The sequence below is a fragment of the Vreelandella sedimenti genome, assembly GCF_013416325.1.
GTDB lineage: Bacteria > Pseudomonadota > Gammaproteobacteria > Pseudomonadales > Halomonadaceae > Vreelandella > Vreelandella sedimenti.
On the sequence record NZ_JACCGK010000035.1, the window covers coordinates 1 to 19,804 of the forward strand.

15 protein-coding genes are annotated in these 19,804 nt (G+C 55.5%); 8 read left to right on the forward strand and 7 right to left on the reverse strand.

All coding sequences use genetic code 11. From position 1 onward, the window contains the following. Nucleotides 1–67: 67 nt before the first annotated feature. Nucleotides 68–1,219 carry an FMN-dependent L-lactate dehydrogenase LldD gene (gene lldD, locus HZU72_RS23005; RefSeq protein ID WP_180096273.1) on the reverse strand — a complete coding sequence of 384 codons (1,152 nt, stop codon included), beginning with the start codon at nt 1,217–1,219 and terminating at the stop codon, nt 68–70. Nucleotides 1,220–1,517: 298 nt separating this feature from the next. Here lldD and HZU72_RS23010 point away from each other — a divergent pair, with 298 nt between their 5' ends. The 3 genes from HZU72_RS23010 to HZU72_RS23020 are packed head-to-tail and all read left to right on the forward strand — an operon-like array spanning nt 1,518 to nt 5,582. Then, a complete protein-coding gene (locus HZU72_RS23010; RefSeq protein ID WP_180096275.1) occupies nt 1,518–2,291 on the forward strand; it encodes a GntR family transcriptional regulator in 774 nt (257 codons plus the stop codon). Beyond that, nucleotides 2,288–4,207, forward strand: coding sequence for a sensor histidine kinase (locus HZU72_RS23015; RefSeq protein WP_180096277.1), 1,920 nt, complete (start codon nt 2,288–2,290; stop codon nt 4,205–4,207). The genes HZU72_RS23010 and HZU72_RS23015 overlap by 4 nt, the downstream gene beginning before the upstream one ends. Beyond that, on the forward strand, nt 4,200–5,582 hold the full coding sequence (locus HZU72_RS23020; protein ID WP_009288649.1) for a sigma-54-dependent transcriptional regulator: 1,383 nt from the start codon (nt 4,200–4,202) through the stop codon (nt 5,580–5,582). Before HZU72_RS23015 ends, HZU72_RS23020 begins: the two co-directional genes overlap by 8 nt. On the opposite strand, the gene HZU72_RS23025 is transcribed toward HZU72_RS23020, so the two are convergent. From HZU72_RS23025 to HZU72_RS23035, 3 genes are all read right to left on the reverse strand, one after another. Beyond that, complete coding sequence (locus HZU72_RS23025) at nt 5,558–6,229, reverse strand: metal-dependent hydrolase (protein ID WP_180096279.1); 672 nt, start codon at nt 6,227–6,229, stop codon at nt 5,558–5,560. The two genes, HZU72_RS23020 and HZU72_RS23025, sit on opposite strands and share 25 nt — an antisense overlap. A 128-nt stretch (nt 6,230–6,357) precedes the next feature. Then, nucleotides 6,358–6,903 carry a gamma carbonic anhydrase family protein gene (locus tag HZU72_RS23030; RefSeq protein ID WP_180096281.1) on the reverse strand — a complete coding sequence of 182 codons (546 nt, stop codon included), beginning with the start codon at nt 6,901–6,903 and terminating at the stop codon, nt 6,358–6,360. A 48-nt stretch (nt 6,904–6,951) separates the two neighbouring features. Continuing rightward, the gene (locus HZU72_RS23035) at nt 6,952–8,292 is read right to left on the reverse strand and encodes a sodium-dependent transporter (protein WP_180096283.1); all 1,341 of its coding nucleotides are present in this window, start codon (nt 8,290–8,292) and stop codon (nt 6,952–6,954) included. Nucleotides 8,293–8,485: 193 nt separating this feature from the next. On the opposite strand from HZU72_RS23035, the gene prlC reads away from it, so the two are divergent. The 4 genes from prlC (at nt 8,486) to HZU72_RS23055 (ending at nt 14,461) form a co-directional block, all read left to right on the forward strand. Then, a complete protein-coding gene (gene prlC, locus HZU72_RS23040; RefSeq protein WP_180096285.1) occupies nt 8,486–10,534 on the forward strand; it encodes an oligopeptidase A in 2,049 nt (682 codons plus the stop codon). A 56-nt stretch (nt 10,535–10,590) separates the two neighbouring features. After that, nucleotides 10,591–10,842 carry a YheV family putative zinc ribbon protein gene (locus tag HZU72_RS23045; protein WP_180096287.1) on the forward strand — a complete coding sequence of 84 codons (252 nt, stop codon included), beginning with the start codon at nt 10,591–10,593 and terminating at the stop codon, nt 10,840–10,842. 321 nt (nt 10,843–11,163) lie between these two features. After that, nucleotides 11,164–12,156: a TAXI family TRAP transporter solute-binding subunit gene (locus HZU72_RS23050; RefSeq protein ID WP_180096289.1), complete on the forward strand. Its 993-nt coding sequence runs from the start codon at nt 11,164–11,166 to the stop codon at nt 12,154–12,156. Between the two features lie 103 nt (nt 12,157–12,259). Then, nucleotides 12,260–14,461, forward strand: coding sequence for a TRAP transporter permease (locus tag HZU72_RS23055; RefSeq protein WP_180096290.1), 2,202 nt, complete (start codon nt 12,260–12,262; stop codon nt 14,459–14,461). Between the two features lie 100 nt (nt 14,462–14,561). Here HZU72_RS23055 and metF read toward each other — a convergent pair whose 3' ends face one another. After that, nucleotides 14,562–15,404, reverse strand: a complete 843-nt coding sequence (gene metF / locus HZU72_RS23060) for a methylenetetrahydrofolate reductase [NAD(P)H] (RefSeq protein ID WP_180096291.1) — start codon at nt 15,402–15,404, stop codon at nt 14,562–14,564. 142 nt (nt 15,405–15,546) lie between these two features. Between metF and HZU72_RS23065 the strand changes: the two genes are divergently transcribed. Beyond that, nucleotides 15,547–16,482, forward strand: coding sequence for an AEC family transporter (locus HZU72_RS23065; protein ID WP_180096292.1), 936 nt, complete (start codon nt 15,547–15,549; stop codon nt 16,480–16,482). On the opposite strand, the gene ligB is transcribed toward HZU72_RS23065, so the two are convergent. Both ligB and metK read right to left on the reverse strand, forming a co-directional pair. Next, nucleotides 16,479–18,158, reverse strand: a complete 1,680-nt coding sequence (gene ligB, locus HZU72_RS23070; protein ID WP_180096293.1) for an NAD-dependent DNA ligase LigB — start codon at nt 18,156–18,158, stop codon at nt 16,479–16,481. The two genes, HZU72_RS23065 and ligB, sit on opposite strands and share 4 nt — an antisense overlap. A 136-nt stretch (nt 18,159–18,294) precedes the next feature. Next, entirely contained in the window at nt 18,295–19,515 is a 1,221-nt protein-coding gene (gene metK, locus HZU72_RS23075; RefSeq protein WP_180096294.1) for a methionine adenosyltransferase, read from the reverse strand. Nucleotides 19,516–19,804 lie beyond the last annotated feature (289 nt).

Sequence of the window (19,804 nt, forward strand, 5' to 3'; positions counted from 1 at the left end):
CGGGTTCGCTGCCGGGTTGGCAAGGGCTTTTTAAGCCTAATGCTGATAGAAGTACTGACAATGACTATCAGACACCGCGGAGCGAGTCTGGCACCAGCGAATCAGCCCCTAGGTCGGCGATGCTACGCGCCCCAGTGAGCGTCATTGCAACCCGCATCTCCTTTTCAAACAGCTCAAGCAGATGGGAAACGCCCGCCTCTCCGGCTGTAGCAAGCGCATAGATAAAAGCACGCCCAATCAATACGGTATCCGCACCCATAGCGATCATGCGCACAACATCAAGCCCACTGCGTACGCCGGAGTCGGCCAGAATGGCCAAATCGCCCTTAACCGCATCAGCGATAGCAGGCAGCGCACGCGCGGTAGAGGGAACACCGTCTAGCTGACGACCACCATGATTGGAAACAACGATACCATCCGCGCCGAAGCGAACCGCATCACGAGCATCCTCGGGGTCGAGAATCCCTTTGATGATCATTGGGCCCTCCCAGAGCTCACGAATCCACTCCAAGTCCTTCCATGAGATAGCCGGATCAAAGTTGTCACCTAGCCAGGCAATATAGTCTTCTAACTCCGTTGGCTTACCGCGATAATCAGACACGTTACCCAAGTCATGGGGACGGCCATTAACACCCACGTCCCAGGCCCAAAAAGGGTGTGCTGCTGCTTGAAGCATACGCCGCATTGGGCCGTACTTACCGCTCATGCCTGAATGTGCATCGCGATAGCGCGCCCCTGGCACGGGCATATCGACGGTAAAGATCAGCGTCTTGATGCCAGCGGCTTTGGCTCGCTCCAGGACATGCTTCATAAACCCTCTATCTTTCAACACATAAAGCTGAAACCAGATAGGCCGATCAACCGCAGAGGCCACTTCGCCGATTGGACACACCGATACTGTCGACAGTGTAAACGGCACCCCCTTATTAGCAGCTGCCCGCGCAGCTTGCACTTCACCACGCCTAGCGTACATTCCTGCCAACCCCACCGGCGCCAAGGCGACCGGCATAGCAAGCGCTTCGCCGAACAGCGTGGTCTCCAATGATAGTGAAGACATATCCTTCAACACACGCTGACGCAAAGCGACACCAGCAAGATCCTCAACATTGCGCCGCAGCGTATGCTCCGCGTAGGAACCACCGTCAGCGTAGTGGAATAGAAAAGGGGGGATACGACGCTTGGCCGCTTGGCGATAATCAGTGGAAGCAGAAATGATCATGGATAGCCCTGTGCAATAGCCCTATACAATGGATGCGCTATACACCGGCGCCCCAAAGTGGAAAATTGGTTTTACCAATTGACAAAAAAACTAGCACCAACAGTAGTGAGCCGCCCTAAGCGTGTCAAACGGAGATAACACTCCTTAGCACCTTAACCCGCTATACTTTAGTTTAAAGTCGCCATTAATGCGTTTTATTAGCGTTAAATCCTACTTCGCAGATGCTTGAGATCAACCTCCAAAGATCTTAATATTGGTCTTACCAATTGCGGCTGCAAATAGACATGAGCTATTCAATATGAGCTACCCACCGCTCCGCCAGCAACGCTTGGCCGATGTAATTACTGAACGCCTTGAAGCTATGATGCTAGAAGGCAGCCTAAAACCAGGTGAGCGCTTACCTCCTGAACGTGAATTAGCCGAACGGTTTGGTGTTTCGCGCCCCTCTTTACGGGAAGCTATTCAGAAACTAGCCGCTCGTGGCTTACTAACCAGCCGCCAAGGCGGCGGCACTTTTGTTAACGATGACCTCAGCAATGGTTATACCGACCCATTGCTGGAGATGCTCTCTCGTCACGGCGAATTTAACCTAGACTTACTTGAATTCCGCGACGCTATGGAAGGCATATCCGCCTACTACGCTGCGCTACGCTCAACACCCGCCGATAAGTCCGTGCTTATTCAGCGCTTTGAAGAACTCGACGGCGGTTTTGCCGGTGCCAACCCTATCCAAGAAGCCAAACTAGATGCAGCGTTCCACTTGGCGATTGCCGAAGCCGCTCACAATGTTCTACTGCTGCATACCATTCGCGGCATTTTTCACCTGCTAGAGAAGAGCATTGTAAATAACTTGGCCCATTTATTCGCCAAGGAGGGTTCGCGCAGCCAGCTAATGCAACAGCACCGCGCCCTACTCAATGCCATCTTGGAAGGTCGCGCGGAAGATGCCCGCGCTCGCGCCCATGAGCACTTAGTGTTTGTTGAAGAAGGTCTACTTGAGATGGCGAGGGCTGAGACGCGTGCCCAGCGTGCTCTTCGCCGCGCTCAAGGCAGTAGTAAGACGTCAGCATGAACAGCGCTGGTATGAATAACCAAGCGCCCACCCCCTTGCCGCCACGCTGGCGGCGCCTGTGGCTGCTGGTTATTTCACTCGGCTTGCTGTTGTGTATGTGGCAGGCCGCCCAGTTGGCGCGTGAACAAGCACTTTCCAACTTACAGGACGATGCCGAGAATGAGTTGCGGCTGTCTGCCGCCAACTTAAACGGCTATTTACTGCGCTACGACTACCTTCCGCAAATGCTTGCCACTCGGGAAGGTGTGCAGCGCTTTTTGGCCTCTCCCGATAGCCAAGACCCGATGCCGCTCAATATGTTACTGGATCGTTTCCGCTTTACAGCGGGGGTTTCAGACGTCTATTTACTCAATCGCGATGGCGACACGATTGCCGCCAGTAATTGGCACCGCCCTAACACCTTTATTGGCCAGAACTATGCTTTCCGCTCCTACTACACCGATGCCATTGCCGGAGGCCAGGGGCGCTTTTTTGGTTTGGGCATCAAGTCTCTTGAACGGGGCTACTACTTTTCATCGCCCATATGGCTAGACGACACCTCGCCCGATGCACAGCCAGACGGAGTGCTAGTGGTTAAAGTACTGTTAGATGATGTTGAAGAGAGCTGGGCAGAGCAGGATGCCGAGCTATTTGTCACTGATAGTGACGACATCATTTTCATGGCCAGCCACCCCGAGCTACGCATGAACGCGCTCTATCCACTTACCGAAGAGCAGCGCCAAGCCCTAAGAGAAACGCGCCGCTATGCCATGGAGCCATTGTCACCCTCGGGTATTGAAATCAATGCACCTTACCGACAGGGAAGCCAGTTGGTCAGTTTCTCCCAAGGCCCATTGAGCAGTAGCGACTATCTTAGTTTGACCCGACATGTCCCTGAATTTGGCTGGCAAATGCATATTTTAAAGCCGCTAACACCGGTGATGAGCGCTCAGTGGATTGCTGCCCTCATGGCAGGCGGCCTCTACGGCGTGGTCACTCTCGGCGCAGGCATTGGCTGGCAGCGCCTACGGCTGCGCCGTGAACGCGAAGCGTTTGCCGAGCGCGAGCGCAACACCTTGGCACGCGTGCGTGACGAACTTGAGGTAAGCGTAGAGCGCCGCACCCGTGACCTGGTGGCCAGCAACCAACGCCTATCGGATGAAATTGAAGTGCGCCGCCGTGCAGAGGCCAATTTACGCCAGACCCAAGACGAGCTCATTCAAGCCGCCAAACTCGCTGTGTTGGGGCAGCTCGCCGCGGGCATCAACCATGAGCTTAATCAACCGCTGGCGGCTATTCGCGCTTATGCGGAAAACGCCCGCCGCTTTATGGCATTAGCACGCCACGAAAAAGCGGATGCCAATCTTGAACAAATTGTTGAACTGACCGAACGTATGGCGGATATCAGCGCTCAGCTGCGCCAGTTTTCACGAAAGAGCAGCGAGCGTCAGGAGGCGATTTCGGTACAAGCCTGTATCGACTACGCTCTTCGCCTGTTTCAAAGCCGCCTGCGCGAAGGCAACATCTCCATTACCCAGAAGTGGCCCAATGAAACACTATGGGTGCAAGGAGACCTAGTGCGTCTGGAACAAGTGTTGGTCAATTTAATCGGTAATGCGCTGCAGGCCATGAAAGGCGTACCTGCGCCACAACTTACTTTGGGTGCCCAAATACACCAGCAGCAGGTCATTATTAGCGTTACCGATAATGGCCCTGGCATTCCCGAGGAGCACTTAGGGCATATTTTTGAACCCTTTTTTACCACCAAAGCGCCAGGGAGTGGTTTAGGCCTAGGACTCTCGATCTCGTCTCGTATCATGGACGATTTAGGCGGCAAGCTGCAGGCGACTAATCAACCCGAAGGCGGCGTTTGCTTCACTATCACCCTGCCCCACTCACCGTTAACTCACCCCCAGGAGAACTCCTCTTATGCATGAGCCGTCGACGCTGCCGGTCATGGTGATCGACGACGAACCGCATCTGCGGATCACCGCCAGCCAAACCCTCGAGCTTGCAGGCTACACGCCCTACTGCTTCGAATCAGCGGAACAAGCCCTGGCAGCATTAACACCGGACTTCCCAGGTGTCATTGTCAGTGATATCCGCATGCCGGGAATGGATGGTATGGCACTACTCCATGAGTTACACAGTCGCGACGCCACTCTGCCGATTATTTTAATCACCGGTCACGGCGACATTTCCACGGCCGTAGAAGCCATGCGCGCAGGGGCATGGGATTTTCTTGAGAAGCCGTTTGCCGGTGATCAGTTGCTGGACGTAGTACGCCGAGGCATAGAGAAGCGCCAGCTCAGCTTGGAAAACCACCGTCTTAAAGCCGAGCTTGAAGTGCAACAAGCCGCGCTGGGGCCGCGACTCGTTGGGCGCACGCCCATCATATCCCGGCTCGCGGCGATGATTCAGCGTATCAGCCAAGTAGAAGCCGACGTCCTGCTATTCGGTGAAACAGGTACCGGTAAAGACCTCGTGGCCCGTGCAATTCATGAACGCAGCGGCCGGCGCAACAGCCCCTTTATGGCGATCAACTGCGGCGCGGTGCCCGAAAACACCATTGAGTCCGAGCTGTTTGGCCATGAAAAAGGCGCTTTCACGGGTGCAGTAGAGCGGCGAATCGGCAAGTTTGAACACGCTAATGGCGGCACAGTGTTTTTAGATGAAATTGAATCGATGCCCATGGCGCTGCAAGTCAAGTTGCTGAGGGTACTGCAGGAACGCAGCGTCGAGCGGTTAGGCGCCAATGAAACAGTTCCGCTCAATATTCGGGTGATTGCGGCCACCAAGGTGGATCTCAAAGCCGCCTCCGAAGAGGGGAGTTTTCGCGAAGACCTTTACTACCGGCTAAACGTTGTCACCCTGCCGCTGCCTGCGCTTCGCGAACGGCGTGAGGATATCCCCTTGCTGTTCCAGCACTTTGCCGTGGTCGCTGCCAACCGCAGTGGGCTAGAAGCACCGACCCTCGACAGCCCCGCCATTGCCGCCCTGCTGGCCCATGATTGGCCCGGCAACGTGCGCGAGCTGCGGAACCTTGCCGAGCGTTACGTGCTACTGGGCGCCGCCTTTGATTATCGCCTAGATGCGCTGTTGGAAGGGGTCAACGCCGACACCGAAGAGCCTACTTTGCCGCGCCAGGTAGAACTGTTTGAAAAGAGCCTGATCAGCCAATCTCTGTCGCGCTACCATGGACGGGTAACCGATGTTTGTCACCACTTGGGCATTCCGCGCAAAACCTTTTACGACAAACTTAAAAAGCACGGCCTCAATGCCGACGACTATCGCCACAGCAGCGAGCCTTGATGCAACAACTCGCCCAGCACCGACCAGGGCGGCGCCCAAGGCACCAAGGTCAGGGTCGCAATCAGCATTAGCAGATTGGACATTGGCCGACGGCTATCGCCTAGCTTAAGCGCCGTTCCAAACGAGCGCTTAAGCCGCGCGCCTTCAAGGTCAACGCTGTATATCTCATCCAAACTCAAGTGGATCAAAAACCCTACCAAGGTGGCAGCACCGTGAGACCAAGCCAGCCACGCTGGCTGGTTGAGTAAATTAAAACTTAGCGCAGCGGTGAGCAGACTACATAGCCCACCCGCTAGCAGCGAGTGCCAAATACCACGGTGTACGGTAAAGCGCGAGAACAGCACCCCCGCCAAATAGCGCACGCTAAAATAGATCCCACCGCAGGCAATCAACAACGCTCCCGGCGTCAACCATGGCTGCAGCAACAGGACGCCCAACACCAAAGCGGGCACCGAAAGAAGATTGAATATCAAGCGGATAGAATGGGATCGATCAGCATCGATATCGGGCAAAATCCCCCCGAACGTGACCAGCGCAATCATCACCGCCGCCTGGGAGGGCGGCCACCATTGGCCTTTCCAGCCTGCGTAAGCTACCAGCATGCCGCCCGCCGCTGCCACCGTAATATGCGTGCGAAAATTAGCCATGACGCGGCATCCCAAAGTCTGCAAAACATAAAACTGTATAAATTAACAGACTTTTGCCGTCCGCGACATGGCTAATAAAGAAAAAAGGTTGCTAGGCCAACCGCTTAGGGTTGATTTAGCTAAGGCACCTAAAGGGAGGATTCAGCCAGAAAGCGATCTTTTAATTTAACGTAGTTGCCTGCAGTGTAAGGGAAGAAGGCACGCTCTTTATCTTTGAGTGGGCGCAGCGCTTTAGCCGGATTACCGGCATACACATAGCCACTTTTCAAATGCTTACCCGGTGTTACCACGGCGCCCGCGGCAATAATCACCTCGTCCTCAACGACCGCGCCATCCATTACAATCGCGCCCATCCCTACCAGGATCCGACTTCCCAAGGTACAGCCATGCAGTATCGCTTTATGGCCGATGGTCACATCATCGCCAATGGTGAGCGGAAACCCCTCCGGACTAAAATCACTGGCGTGGGTAATATGTAGCACGCTGCCGTCCTGCACGCTGGTACGTGCACCGATACGAATACGGTGCATATCGCCACGGATAACCGTCATCGGCCAGACAGAGCAGTCGTCGCCCATCACCACATCACCAATGACTACACTGGCCGGATCAATATAAACGCGCTCACCCAATTGGGGTTCCATACCTTGATAGGGCCTTAATGCACTACTCATCACTCGCTCCTAGGGTTGTTGGATAGCTTAGAGAATTCAATTACCTCACTATAGCAACCCGGCCAGCAGAACAATAAAGGTCAGCGGAATCGATACCCAGCGAATGATATTACGCCACACCAGGTAGCCACTTTCACCAATGCCTAACGCGCTCACCACTCTATCGCGAGGCATTACCCAAGCCGCAAAAACGGCTATCAATAGGCCGCCCAAAGGCAGGAAAACGTCCGGCGGTATACTGCTGACAAGCTCGAAGACATTGCGTCCAAATAGCGGCCGAAATTCCGCCAGAGTTGAAAAAGAGAAGGCCGATAACAGCCCGATCAACCAGACGCTGAGCGCCACAATGGCAGTGGAGATACTGCGACGCAGCCCCAAGCCCTGAAGCGTTGCGACCATCGGCTCCGCGAGGTTAATGGCCGATGTCCAGGTGGCCAGTAGCAGCAGTAAGAAGAACACGCTCAGCCATACAGAGCCCCAGGGCAGCTCAGAAAACGCAATGGGCAGGGTGACAAACATTAACCCTGGGCCATCAGTGGGATCCATGCCTTGAGCAAACACCACCGAGAAAATAGCGATCCCCGCCAGTAACGCCACGCTAATATCGAGTACGGCGACTGCCACAGCGGCTTTAGGCAGGCTTTGCTCTTCCGGCATATAAGCACCATACGCCATCAAAGCACAGGCGCCCACCGCCAGAGTAAAGAACGCGTGCCCCATGGCATGGACCACCACCGCCGGGGTTAGCGCCTCGAAAGAGGGTAAAAACAGCCACGCCAAGGCGGGGGCAAAGCCATCAGTCGTCGCGGCATAGCCCGCTAATAGCAGCAACAACAGATACAGCAGCGGCATCAGCAAGTTATTGAGTCGCTCTAACCCTTTGGCAACACCCGCCGCCACAACGGTCATGGTCATAAACAGAAACAGCGAGTGATTGAAGATCAACAGCCCTGGGTTGGCCAAGAAGGCTTCAAAACCAGCGCCAATCTCAGCGCCGCTCGCGCCATTGAAATTGCCGTTAACAGAGGCCACCAAAAACTCAATCGACCAGCCGGACACCACCGAGTAGAAAGATAAAATGCAGAATACAGTGAACGCCCCGAATAGCCCCAACCAGCGCCAGCGAGGTGAAGCCCCCGCCTCGGCCGCCAAGGCACTCAAGGCTTGCATCGGCCCACGCCGCCCAGCACGGCCAATCAGTATCTCCGCCATCATCACCGGAATACCCAGCAGCAGCACAAACGCCACATAAATCAGTAAAAACGCCGCACCGCCGTTCTCTCCGGCCACGTAAGGGAAGCGCCAGATGTTGCCTAACCCTACCGCAGCACCTGTTACCGCCAAGATAAAGGCCCGCTTAGACCCCCAGCGCTCCAGCGTTTCGCTCATCACATGCTCCTGCCATTGGTGGCATTAAAAGGCGGCAAGACTAGCAGGCGCTTGCGTGCAGGCCAAACCCTGGCATTAAACATAGTTGTTGAAGCTAACATTGAAACACAGCACCACCGCCCGCACTGTGTCATTATTATTGCGCGTTTTGCGCTCACTAACGGTTTTTAAAACGATGCCAATCGAGGTGCCCATGTCCGCCAATCCGCTGCTTGAAACGCACGCGCTGCCCCCCTTTGCTGAGATTCGCGCCGAGCACGTGGAGCCTGCCGTGGAGGCGCTGCTAAGCGAAAGCCGAGAGGCCATTGATCGCCTCGCCGAGCAGGCAGCCGCTACCCCGCCTACCTGGGACACGTTTGCAGCGCCCCTTGAAGCAGTGAATGATCGGCTCACCAAGGCATGGTCACCGGTTTCGCACCTCAATGGCACCATGAACTCGCCGGAAATGCGCGAAGCGTATCAGACATGCCTTGGGAAGCTCTCCGACTTCGGCACCTGGGTAGGCCAGCACGAAGGGTTGTTTCATGGCTGGCAAGCATTGAAAGACGGCCCGGCCTGGGCACACCTGGATGCCGCACAGCGGCGCACCGTGGAGAACGCCCTACGCGATTTCCGCCTTGCCGGTGTTGATCTTCCTGCTGACCAGAAAGCCCGCTACGGCGAGATTCAGTCGCGACTCTCGCTGCTGTCAAATCAGTTCTCCAATAACGTGCTGGATGCTACCCAGGTATGGCACAAGGACATCGATAGTCAAGAGACGTTAGCGGGGGTGCCGGAGAGTGCTCTCGACACCTTAAAAGCTACCGCCGAGGCGAAAGGCGTTGCGGGCTACCGTATTACCCTGGATTTCCCCAGCTTCTTCCCGGTGGTTAGCTATGCCGATAACCGCGAGCTGCGCCGGGAGGTCTACACCGCTTTTGTTACCCGTGCGTCTGATGAAGGCCCAGATGCGGGCAAATTCGATAACGCGGCGATCATGGAAGAGATCCTGACGCTGCGCAATGAAATGGCCCAACTGCTCGGTTTTGCCACCTATGCCGATTACTCTCTCACTACCAAAATGGCAGAATCTCCTGAGCAGGTACTCGATTTTCTCAACGACTTAGCCCGCCGGGCGTTGCCTCAGGCGAAGGAGGAGTTTGCAGAACTCACTGCCTATGCCCGAGAAGAACTCGGCCTAGAGACGCTGGAACCGTGGGATGTTGCCTATGCCAGCGAAAAACTACGCGAAGCGCGCCATTCGATCTCCCAGGAACAGTTACGCCCCTATTTTCCAGCTCCCCAGGTAGTCGATGGCTTGTTTCAGGTAGTGGAACGCCTGTACGGCGTGCGCTTTGAAGAAGATACCCAGGCACCCCGCTATCATGATGACGTGCGCTATTTCCGCATCACCGAAAACAGCCAACCCATTGCCGGTTTCTATCTGGATCTCTACGCCCGCGAAGGTAAGCGTGGCGGTGCCTGGATGGCCGACTGCCGGGTGCGTCGTCAAACCGAACAGGGTCTGCAACTGCCCGTCGCCTTCCTGACCTGCAACTTTACCGCCCCGGTAAACGGCCGCCCGGCACTGCTCACCCACGACGAAGTCACCACGCTGTTCCATGAGTTTGGCCACGGCCTCCACCATATGCTGACCCAGCAGCAGATCGCCGACATTTCCGGCATTAACGGCGTCGCTTGGGATGCCGTCGAGCTGCCCAGCCAGTTTATGGAAAACTACTGTTGGGAGCGTGAAGGCTTAGACCTACTCGCCAAACACGCGGATAGTGGCGAACCGCTGCCAGCAGAGCTGCTTGAGCGCCTGCAGGCAGCTAAGAATTTCCAGTCAGCCATGGGTATGATGCGCCAAATCGAGTTCTCGCTGTTTGATCTGCGTCTGCACCATGAACTTAGCGCCCCCAGCGCCAGCGATGTGCAAGCCTTGTTAGATGAGGTGCGCGAAGCAGTGTCTGTGCTGCCGAAAGTGCCATTCAACCGCTTCCAAAATAGTTTTGGCCACGTGTTTGCCGGTGGCTATGCGGCTGGTTACTACAGCTACAAGTGGGCTGAAGTGCTCTCGGCGGACGCCTGGAGCGCCTTTGAAGAGGCCGGTATTTTCGATCCTGACACGGGCCAGCGCTTTCGTCGCGAAATCCTGGAGCAGGGCGGCGCCCGCGATGCAGCTGACCTGTTTGTCGCCTTTCGAGGCCGAGAGCCGAGCGTCGAACCGCTACTGCGCCATAGCGGCATTCGTGCTGCTTAAATCTGCAAAGCCTATGCGCGCCCTCCACTTAGAGGGCGCGCTCTTGGAGTCTAATGATGTCTAGTGTGAAACGCTTTATCGCCGGTGTTACTTGCCCGCGCTGCGCAGAGATGGATCGGATCCGTGCCTGGGAGCAAAACGGTATTCGCTACCGAGAATGTGTCAGTTGCGATTTCTTCGAGCAACTGCCCATCGAAGAGGACGCGCTTACCGAAATGACCACCCGGGTCAACCAGGTACGTGATGATCAGAAGCAGCAGGATGTGCAACCCGTACGTATTTTGGATCCAGGTAAATCTTCGCGTTAACCCCCTCCCCGCCAAGGATGGCGTGCTCATTCTTTCCTTACCGCCCCACAAGCCGATAGCGTATAGGTAACACCATTTATGTGCGGTTATCCGCACACTAAATAACCATCGTCGTGCGAACAATCGGACACTATGACAAAAAACGCTTTCCACCAAAGTTGAATAAAAAATACGCAAGCATATGATTTTAAAATCATAATATTTAAATGGCACAACTATCGCTGTTATATACCTTGGATACCCTGCTTAACGCAGTATCGACTGGCCGCATTAATCGACGCTGTCAGTATATAACCCCAATAACAGCTAGGAATTTTCGCCATGCGCAAACATATGCCTAAAACGTTCACTCTTCTCGCCAGCAGCGCTCTGCTTGTAGCCGCTGCCAGCAGTGCCCAAGCACAAGCAGACCGCTCCGATTGGCCCGATAACTTTACCGTGGGTACCGCTAGCCAAGGCGGCACTTACTTCGTCTACGGTTCAGGCTGGGCCAACTTTATCGCTGATGAGCTGGGTGTATCTGGCGGTGGTGAAGTCACCGGTGGCCCGACTCAAAACCTGGCACTGGTACACACTGGCGATATGGCATTTGGCTTAACCACCATGGGCCCTGCTTCTGATGCCGTTAAAGGTGAAAGCCCGCTGGCACCTGGTATGGCAATGGACAATGTATGCGCCATGTTCCCTATGTATGAAACGCCGTTCTCCATTACCGCGCTTTCTGACAGCGGTATTGAGTCAATTTCCGACATTCCTGATGGCGCGCGCATCGGTTTTGGCCCGGCTGCCTCAACCTCTGACACCTACTTCCCAGCGATTCTAGAAACCCTGGGCGTTAACTTTGAGCGTCGCAACGGCGGCTGGTCAGACTTGGGCGGTCAACTGCAGGATGGTCTGCTTGACGTCGTCGCCTTCGCTGCCGGCATTCCGATTCCCGCCGTTAGCCAGTTAGAAGTACAAACTGACGTCAACATTATTGAGTTTAACGAAGAAGAGCTGGCCACGGTGCTGGAAAACTTCCCCGTAGCTGAGTTTATGATTCCGGCCAACACCTATACGACGCTGGAAGAAGATGCCCGCGCTGTCTCCATGTGGAACTTCGCTATCGCAGGCTGCGATCTGCCGGAAGATTTCGTTTATGAAGTCACCAAGGCGACCATGGAAAACAACGACCGCATGCGCTCTGTGCACCGCAGCGCTGAAACCACCATTCCAGAAAACATCAAGCACAACACCGTGCTGCCGTTTCACCCCGGCGCTGCACGCTGGTACGAAGAGAACGGCTATGAAATTGCTGAAGACATGATCAACTAAGCAACGTTTACCGTTCTGACTGCCCCGTTTCCGGCCCAGCCGGGCGGGGCAGCTTTCGCTGCTGCTACCCCTTTGTCTGCTTTTGCTGTGAGGGTGAACTCTAATGAGTCACAAAACCGACCAAGAACCCAATGATCTCAAGGATGATGCCCACGCGGCGTCAGTGATACCAGAGTCCATTGCCGATGGTGTCGATGAAGACGTTGTTGAACCCAATCGCCGCCTGTTTACGGGCTGGCAGTTCCTACTGTTTGCGGCATTAGCGATCGCTTACTCAAGTTTCCATCTGATTTCACTCAACGTGTATCCGATGGAAACCTGGTCGTTTCGTATCGTGCATATTGCCGGTGCACTTATTCTCGGTTACGGGCTCTTTTCCGGTGCCCGTTTTGCCGACGACAATCACCAGACGTCAGGTGCCTGGATCAAATGGCTTAGCTACGCGTTACTGATTCCTGCCGCCTATACTCTGGCGCAAGTTCTGTTAATGTATCAAACGCTCAGCGGCGGTGCCATGCGCATCGACCCGAGCATTGAAAACTGGCACTACGGCTATCCGCTAATGGCAACGACGGCGGGCGCCATTGTGTTGTCATGGTTTTATCGTCAGGCACGGCATCGCTTCAATCCTGCAGACTTGGTACTGATGGTCTGCGCGCTGGCAAGCGCTGGCTATTTGCTAGTGGCTTACAACACCAATATCCGCATGTCGACGGGTACCTCTTTCGCACCGTCAGGCATTTCCTGGGCAGCGATTGCGGGCTCACTACTGATTCTGGAGCTCACTCGCCGAGTTGCAGGCCTGGCCCTGGTGGTTATTTCTGCGGTTTTCCTAACTTACGTATTCGCTGGCCCTTATCTGCCAGGCTTTTTAGGCTACCCGGGGCTGTCACTACAGCGTTTCTTTAGCCAAGTGTATACCGACGCAGGGATTCTCGGCCCCACCACCGCCGTGTCGTCGACCTATATTATTCTGTTCATTATTTTTGCTGCCTTCCTACAGGCTTCTAAAGTCGGCGACTACTTCGTTAACTTTGCCTTTGCCGCAGCTGGCCGTGCCCGTGGTGGCCCTGCCAAGGTGGCCATTTTTGCCTCTGGATTGATGGGTATGATTAACGGCACTTCGGCAGGTAACGTGGTTTCCACCGGCTCATTGACCATTCCCCTGATGAAGAAAGTCGGCTATCCAGCACGTAGCGCGGGCGCGATTGAGGCAGCCGCCTCAACCGGTGGGCAAATCATGCCGCCGATTATGGGCGCGGGCGCATTCATCATGGCCGAAGTGACCGGTATTCCCTATACCGAAATTGCTCTTGCAGCGGTCATTCCGGCGATTCTGTATTTTGCCTCTATCTACTTTATGGTCGACTTTGAAGCCGCCCGTAAAGGCATGCGTGGCATGCGCAAAGATGAGATCCCGCTGTTCTCGAAGTTGGTAAAACAGGTCTACCTGTTCGCGCCGATTATTATCCTGATTGTCGCCCTGTTTATGGGCTACTCGGTGATCCGCGCGGGCACCTTGGCAACCGCGTCAGCCGCGGTGGTTAGCTGGCTATCACCCAATAAAATGGGATTTCGGGCGATTCTTAAAGCGCTGCAAATAGCGGGCACTATGTCGATTCAGATTATCGCCGTGTGCGCCTGCGCGGGCTTAATCGTCGGGGTTATCTCGCTGACCGGTGTGGGCGCGCGTTTCTCGTCACTGCTACTTGGCTTAGCGGGCGTGAGCCAACTGCTGGCACTAGTGTTCGCCATGCTGATCAGTATTCTACTCGGCATGGGTATGCCTACTACTGCTGCCTATGCGGTGGCCGCTTCCGTGGTCGCTCCCGGCTTGATCAATATCGGCATTGAGCCGCTGATTGCTCACTTCTTTGTGTTCTATTTTGCGGTCGTCTCCGCGATTACCCCCCCTGTTGCCTTGGCCTCCTATGCCGCGGCCGGTATCTCCGGCGACAACCCCATGGGCACCTCGGTGGCCTCGTTCAAGATTGGCTTGGCCGCGTTTATTGTGCCGTTTATGTTCTTCTACAGCCCGGCCATGCTGATGGAAGGCTCACCGATGCAGATTCTGCGCGTTGGGTTAACCGCGACGCTGGGCATTGTGCTGCTTTCAGGCATGGTACAGAAATGGTTCTTTGGCCCCGTTAACCTAGTGCAGCGTGTCGTCATGCTGGTAGGCGCGCTGTTTTTAATCTACGGCGGTATCTATACCGACATTGCTGGCCTTGCGATTGGTATCGTGCTATTCATGATGCAGCGTAAGGTGAACGGCGGTGGTAGCAAAACGGCGCAAGCTGGCTGATTGGTTTAAGCCGCTAAACGCTAAGCGTAAAAAAACCCTGCTCAACCATTGTTGAGCAGGGTTTTTAATGGGCGCAAGGTAAGCAAATAAAGTGGCTTGGTTAGCCAGCCAGGTTATCGACGATTTTCAGCACCGGCGCCGCTTGGTTAAGCGTGTAGAAGTGCAGGCCTGGCGCGCCGCCATCTAGCAATCGCTGGCAAAGACGACTCACCACATCGGTGCCAAAGGCGGCAATCGCTTCACTGTCGTCGCCATAGGACTCCAACTGCTTGCGAATCCAGCGTGGGATCTCGGCACCGCAGGCGTCAGAGAAACGCGCCAGCTTGGTGTAGTTGGTAATCGGCATGATACCGGGAATAATCGGCTGCTTGACGCCCAACGCACGGGCTTTATCAACGAAGTTGAAATAGGCGTCAGCGGTGAAGAAGTACTGGGTAATGGCCATATTGGCGCCAGCCTTCATTTTACGCGCAAAGTTTTCCACATCCTTATCAAGATTAGGCGCCTGTGGATGAGATTCAGGGTAAGCAGCCACTGCGATGTCGAAATGGTCGCCCGTCTCCGTGCGAATAAACTCAACCAGTTCGTTGGCATAACGTAGCTCACCAATGCTTCCCATACCTGAGGGCATATCACCACGCAACGCGACGAGGCTCTCGACCCCTTCCTCGCGGTACTGCGCCAGCAAGTCACGCAACTGAGCTTTTTCACTGCCAATGCAGGAGAGATGCGGGGCGGTAGTGATACCGCTCTCGCTGACTGCACGCACCACCTCACGGGTACGCGCTTGGGTAGACCCACCAGCACCGTAAGTAACTGAGAAAAACCGTGGTTTTCGGGCGGCCAGTTCATCGCGAACGTGGATCAGCTTGTCGCGCCCAGCATCGGTATTGGGCGGAAAGAATTCAAAGCTGATACCTAGCGGATGCTCATGGCTGCTCATGGGGTTTCCTTATTAGTGATCAAAAGTGATGATATTTTGAGGTATTCTCGCTGTTCCTGCGCGCTGGGGCTAATGAAAGATTCCACGCTTGGCCTTTAATTCGGCTCATGTTAGCGAGCCACCACATACGACGGGAGGATAAATGGATCTTGCACCTGGGGCGCTCGTTGGGCCGTTACTCATGCTACTCAGCTACGTGGGGCTAGGCTGGCTCGCCGCCCAACGACTCAAGCTAGATCCTCGCCCAATTGCGACGCTGCTGGTTTACTTGATAGCGCCTTTTACGATTTTTCGCGCACTGATGAACGGCGGCCCAACACCTGACTACCTCTTACTCACATTAGCGCTGTTCATTCTGGCAAGCTTGATGGCACTGGTGGTACAGCGTATTACTCGCCACCGTTTTGGTGAACAGGAGGCTGCTCTGCTGGCGTTCTCCTCAGGAACGGGTAATACCGGCTATTTTGGCCTACCGATTGCGCTGATTTTGCTCCCCCCTGAAGGCGTTACTCTTTACCTGTTCTGTATGCTGGGGATTAATATTTACGAATTCACCGTAGGCTTTTACCTTAGCGCACGCGGACGTTTTTCCGTACGTGAGAGTCTGATCAAAATTTCTCGCTTACCGCTTATCTATGCGTTCCTATTCGCGTTACTGCTTAGCGCCCTTGAAATAACCATACCCGCTGCAGTAATGAATTCGCTGCAAGTCTTCCCCGCCACCTACACGCTGCTGGGCATGATGATTATTGGCATGACGCTTAGCCAAGTCACGCTTGCCGCCTGGGATTCACGCTTTGTAGCCACCTGCCTGGGTCTTCGCTACCTGCTCTGGCCGCTCGTCATGTTGGGGGCCGCTTTAATACTACAGTGGGTGGCGCCTCTTTCCACGGAACTGGCCATGGCACTGCTGTTGATAGGCGTGGTACCCATGGCTTCCAACGTAGTGGTGGTGGCCATGGAGCTGGGCATTCAGCCGCAAAAAGGCGCGTTAGCGGTGCTGGTGACGACACTGCTCGCGCCGCTGCTGATTCCGCTTTATCTGAGTTTGATGCTGCGTCTCACAGGACTGGGCTAAAAACCAGCCACACCCGCTTCATTAAGCTGTCGAGCCATGTGCTGTATCTCGGGATGGCTAAAAAATGCTATCAGCGCGTCAGCACGAACCGGGCCAATGCCGGGAACGGCTTGCCACTGTTCGCGCCGATAGCCCGATAACTCATCCCAATCCCCGCCGCGAACCGACTCGCTTCCCGGGGGCGCCCCCAGCGCGCTTAACCAAGTCGCAAACGGCTTACCCTGGGCGACTTGAAACTGTTCCAGCAACGCGTCAGCGGTGGTCTCACCAATGCCGTAGGCCTGTTGCAGTTGGCGCGGTTCGACATCCAGCCAGTCCAGTAAATGCGTGACTGCGCCCGCATCCATTAGCGCTTGCCATGTACCTTCACCAAGACCCTGCATACCAAGCTGCTCGCCAAGATAGCTAAGCCGCGCCAGTAATTGGTTTTCACAGTCAGCCGTTAATTCAAAGCAGCTTAGCAGGTGGTAGCGCTGGGGAGATGGCGGCGTCAGCGGCGAGCGCTCCTGAGTGTGCCACACCACCTCGCTTAACTGGGGAATCGTTAATCCCGCTAGCGAAATCGCTACTTGGTCACCGGGACGTACATCTAGTGATTCCCAGCGTTCCAGCGAGCCTAACGAAACACGGCTAATGCGTCGCCCCTCCAGCAGCACCGGATTAAGCCACACCAGCGGCGTCACCCGGCCGGTGCGCCCAACGCGAAACTCAATGCCGCGCACTTCCGCTAGCGCCTGCTGGGCGGGGTATTTCCAGGCAATGGCCCATTCAGGTGGTGATGATGACCAGCGGCGTACACCGGGTCGCTCAGCTTGCTTAATCACCACCCCGTCGGTGGCAAACGGCAATGGCCCGTTAAACCAGCTATCGCGCCAGTAGGCAGCATCACGGCGGTCATCCAGCGGATAAGTGTAGTCAGCGCTATCAAAGCCCAGTTCACTTAGCCGTGCTAAACGCTCTTGCATTGCGGTAGGGCCATCGGGCCAACCCCAGAGAAACAGGCCAATACGCTCAAGGGTGGCTACTGTGGGGGAGGATTGCGCCATTGCTCCTGCCACGGCTCCCCGGGCACCCGATGCGGGTGAACGCGACTGCACGTGTTGGGTTAACCGCCAATACAGCTCGCCTTGGAGTACTCCAGAAATAGGCTCGGATAGCGTATTGGGAATGGCAGGGAGCTGTCGGGCACGGGCCGTCCAATCCTGGCCCCGCTCGCCATCGCCACGGCTAACAGCTTCGACCAGTTCGCCATTTTCATAGCGCAACGTAATCGCCACGCCGTCCACTTTGGGCTGGATCCACAGGTCTTCGCGGCGGCTGGTAAAACGTCTGACGCCATCGTCATCGGCTTTATCAAGCCCACGCTGCGCCGCCGGGTGCTCAAGAGTGCCGCTGCTGCGTGTAACGCGCGTAAGCGGGCGATGGTCAGGTACAGTGCCCAGGCAACGCTGCCAAGCGGCTAGGCGCTCTACCGCTTGGTCGTAAAGGGCGTCATCGATCAGCGCGACGCCCTCGTCATGGTAGGCAGTGTCCCAGCGGTGGACCTGCTCGGCCAGCGCCTTGCTTTCGCGGCTTAAGCGCTCCTCCGGCCAATCGGGGCATTCGGCAGCCTGTGCGGAAAAAGTGACAAGCCAGATCAGGCCGCCCAGTAGCCAAGTTCGCACACTCAACAACATTACTTCCCCCCGCGTTAACACATCAGCCTTTAGGCTTAGCCTAGCGCAGGGCTTTGAAATAGCGCATAAAAAAAGCCCCCGGCAGAAGCCAAAGGGGCGATTTAATCCATTTCTTACAAACAGTGTAGCGAATCTCTTACAAACCGGCAGCCTTACGCAGTGCATCGGCCTTATCAATCTTTTCCCACGGGAAGGCAGTAAAGGTCTCGGTATGCGCTTGGCCTTTATCGTCGCTCCAGGTGTAGCTGTGCTCGAACGGTGCCCGACCAAAGTGGCCGTAAGCGGCGGTGAGCTGATACATCGGGTGCAGCAGATCAAGCATTTTGGTGATCGCGTAGGGACGCAGGTCAAAGTGCTCGCGAACCAGTGCCACGATCTTGGCATCGTCAATTTTACCGGTGCCGAAGGTATCGATGGAGACCGACGTCGGCTCGGCAACGCCAATCGCGTAGGAGACCTGAATCTCACACTTGTCAGCCAGGCCTGAGGCCACCACGTTCTTGGCCACATAGCGGCCCGCATAGGCAGCGCTGCGATCCACTTTAGAGGGGTCTTTGCCCGAGAACGCACCACCACCGTGGCGTGCCATGCCGCCGTAGGTATCGACGATGATTTTGCGTCCGGTCAGCCCACAATCGCCTACCGGGCCACCAATCACAAATTTGCCGGTCGGGTTGATATGGTATTGGGTGCTGTCATCCAACCACTCGGCGGGGATGACTTGCTCAATGACCTCACGCTTGATCATTTTGCGCAGGTCTTCCTGATCAATATCTGGGTCGTGTTGGGTAGAGAGAACGATGGCATCGACACCGCAGGGCTGGCCTTCGGCGTTATAGCGGAAGGTAACCTGGCTCTTGGCATCCGGGCGCAGCCACGGCAACAGGCCATTTTTACGCAGTTCGGCCTGACGCTCGACCAACCGGTGAGAGTAATGGATCGGTGCCGGCATAAAAGAGTCGGTTTCGTTGGTCGCGTAGCCAAACATCAAACCCTGGTCGCCAGCGCCCTGATCTTCCGGCTTGCTGCGGTCAACACCCTGGGCGATGTCGACACTCTGCTTGCCAATCAGGTTAACCACGCCGCAGGTAGCGCCGTCAAAGCCGACATCAGACGAGTTATAGCCAATGCTGATAATCACATCGCGCACGAGGGTTTCTAAATCGACCCAGGCGGAGGTAGTAATTTCGCCGGCAATGATCGCCACCCCGGTTTTCACCATGGTTTCACAGGCCACACGAGCCTGTTTATCGCGGGCGATAATGGCATCTAGCACTGCATCAGAGATCTGATCGGCAATCTTATCGGGATGACCTTCGGAGACGGACTCGGAGGTAAACAGGGAATATTCGCTCATCGCGCACTCTACCCTCTGTATGACGGCTGTAGGAATTCCACAGCATCAGCAGGAAATCATGGCAGGTGTCCCCTGCCCGTATTAGCGAAATGATGACGTTCTCCATCACTTCGGGAGGCAGAGTCTACACGCTGTCGGCGATGCTTCCCAGAACGTGATCCCCAGAATTTGCCGCTACATTTGCCGCAACATGGGAAGTCAGCGACAATAGCGCCTTTATAATTTCTGTTTTCAGGCGAGGAGCACCCCCATGCCGTCCCGTTTTGAGCTAGCCAATGCCATTCGCGCC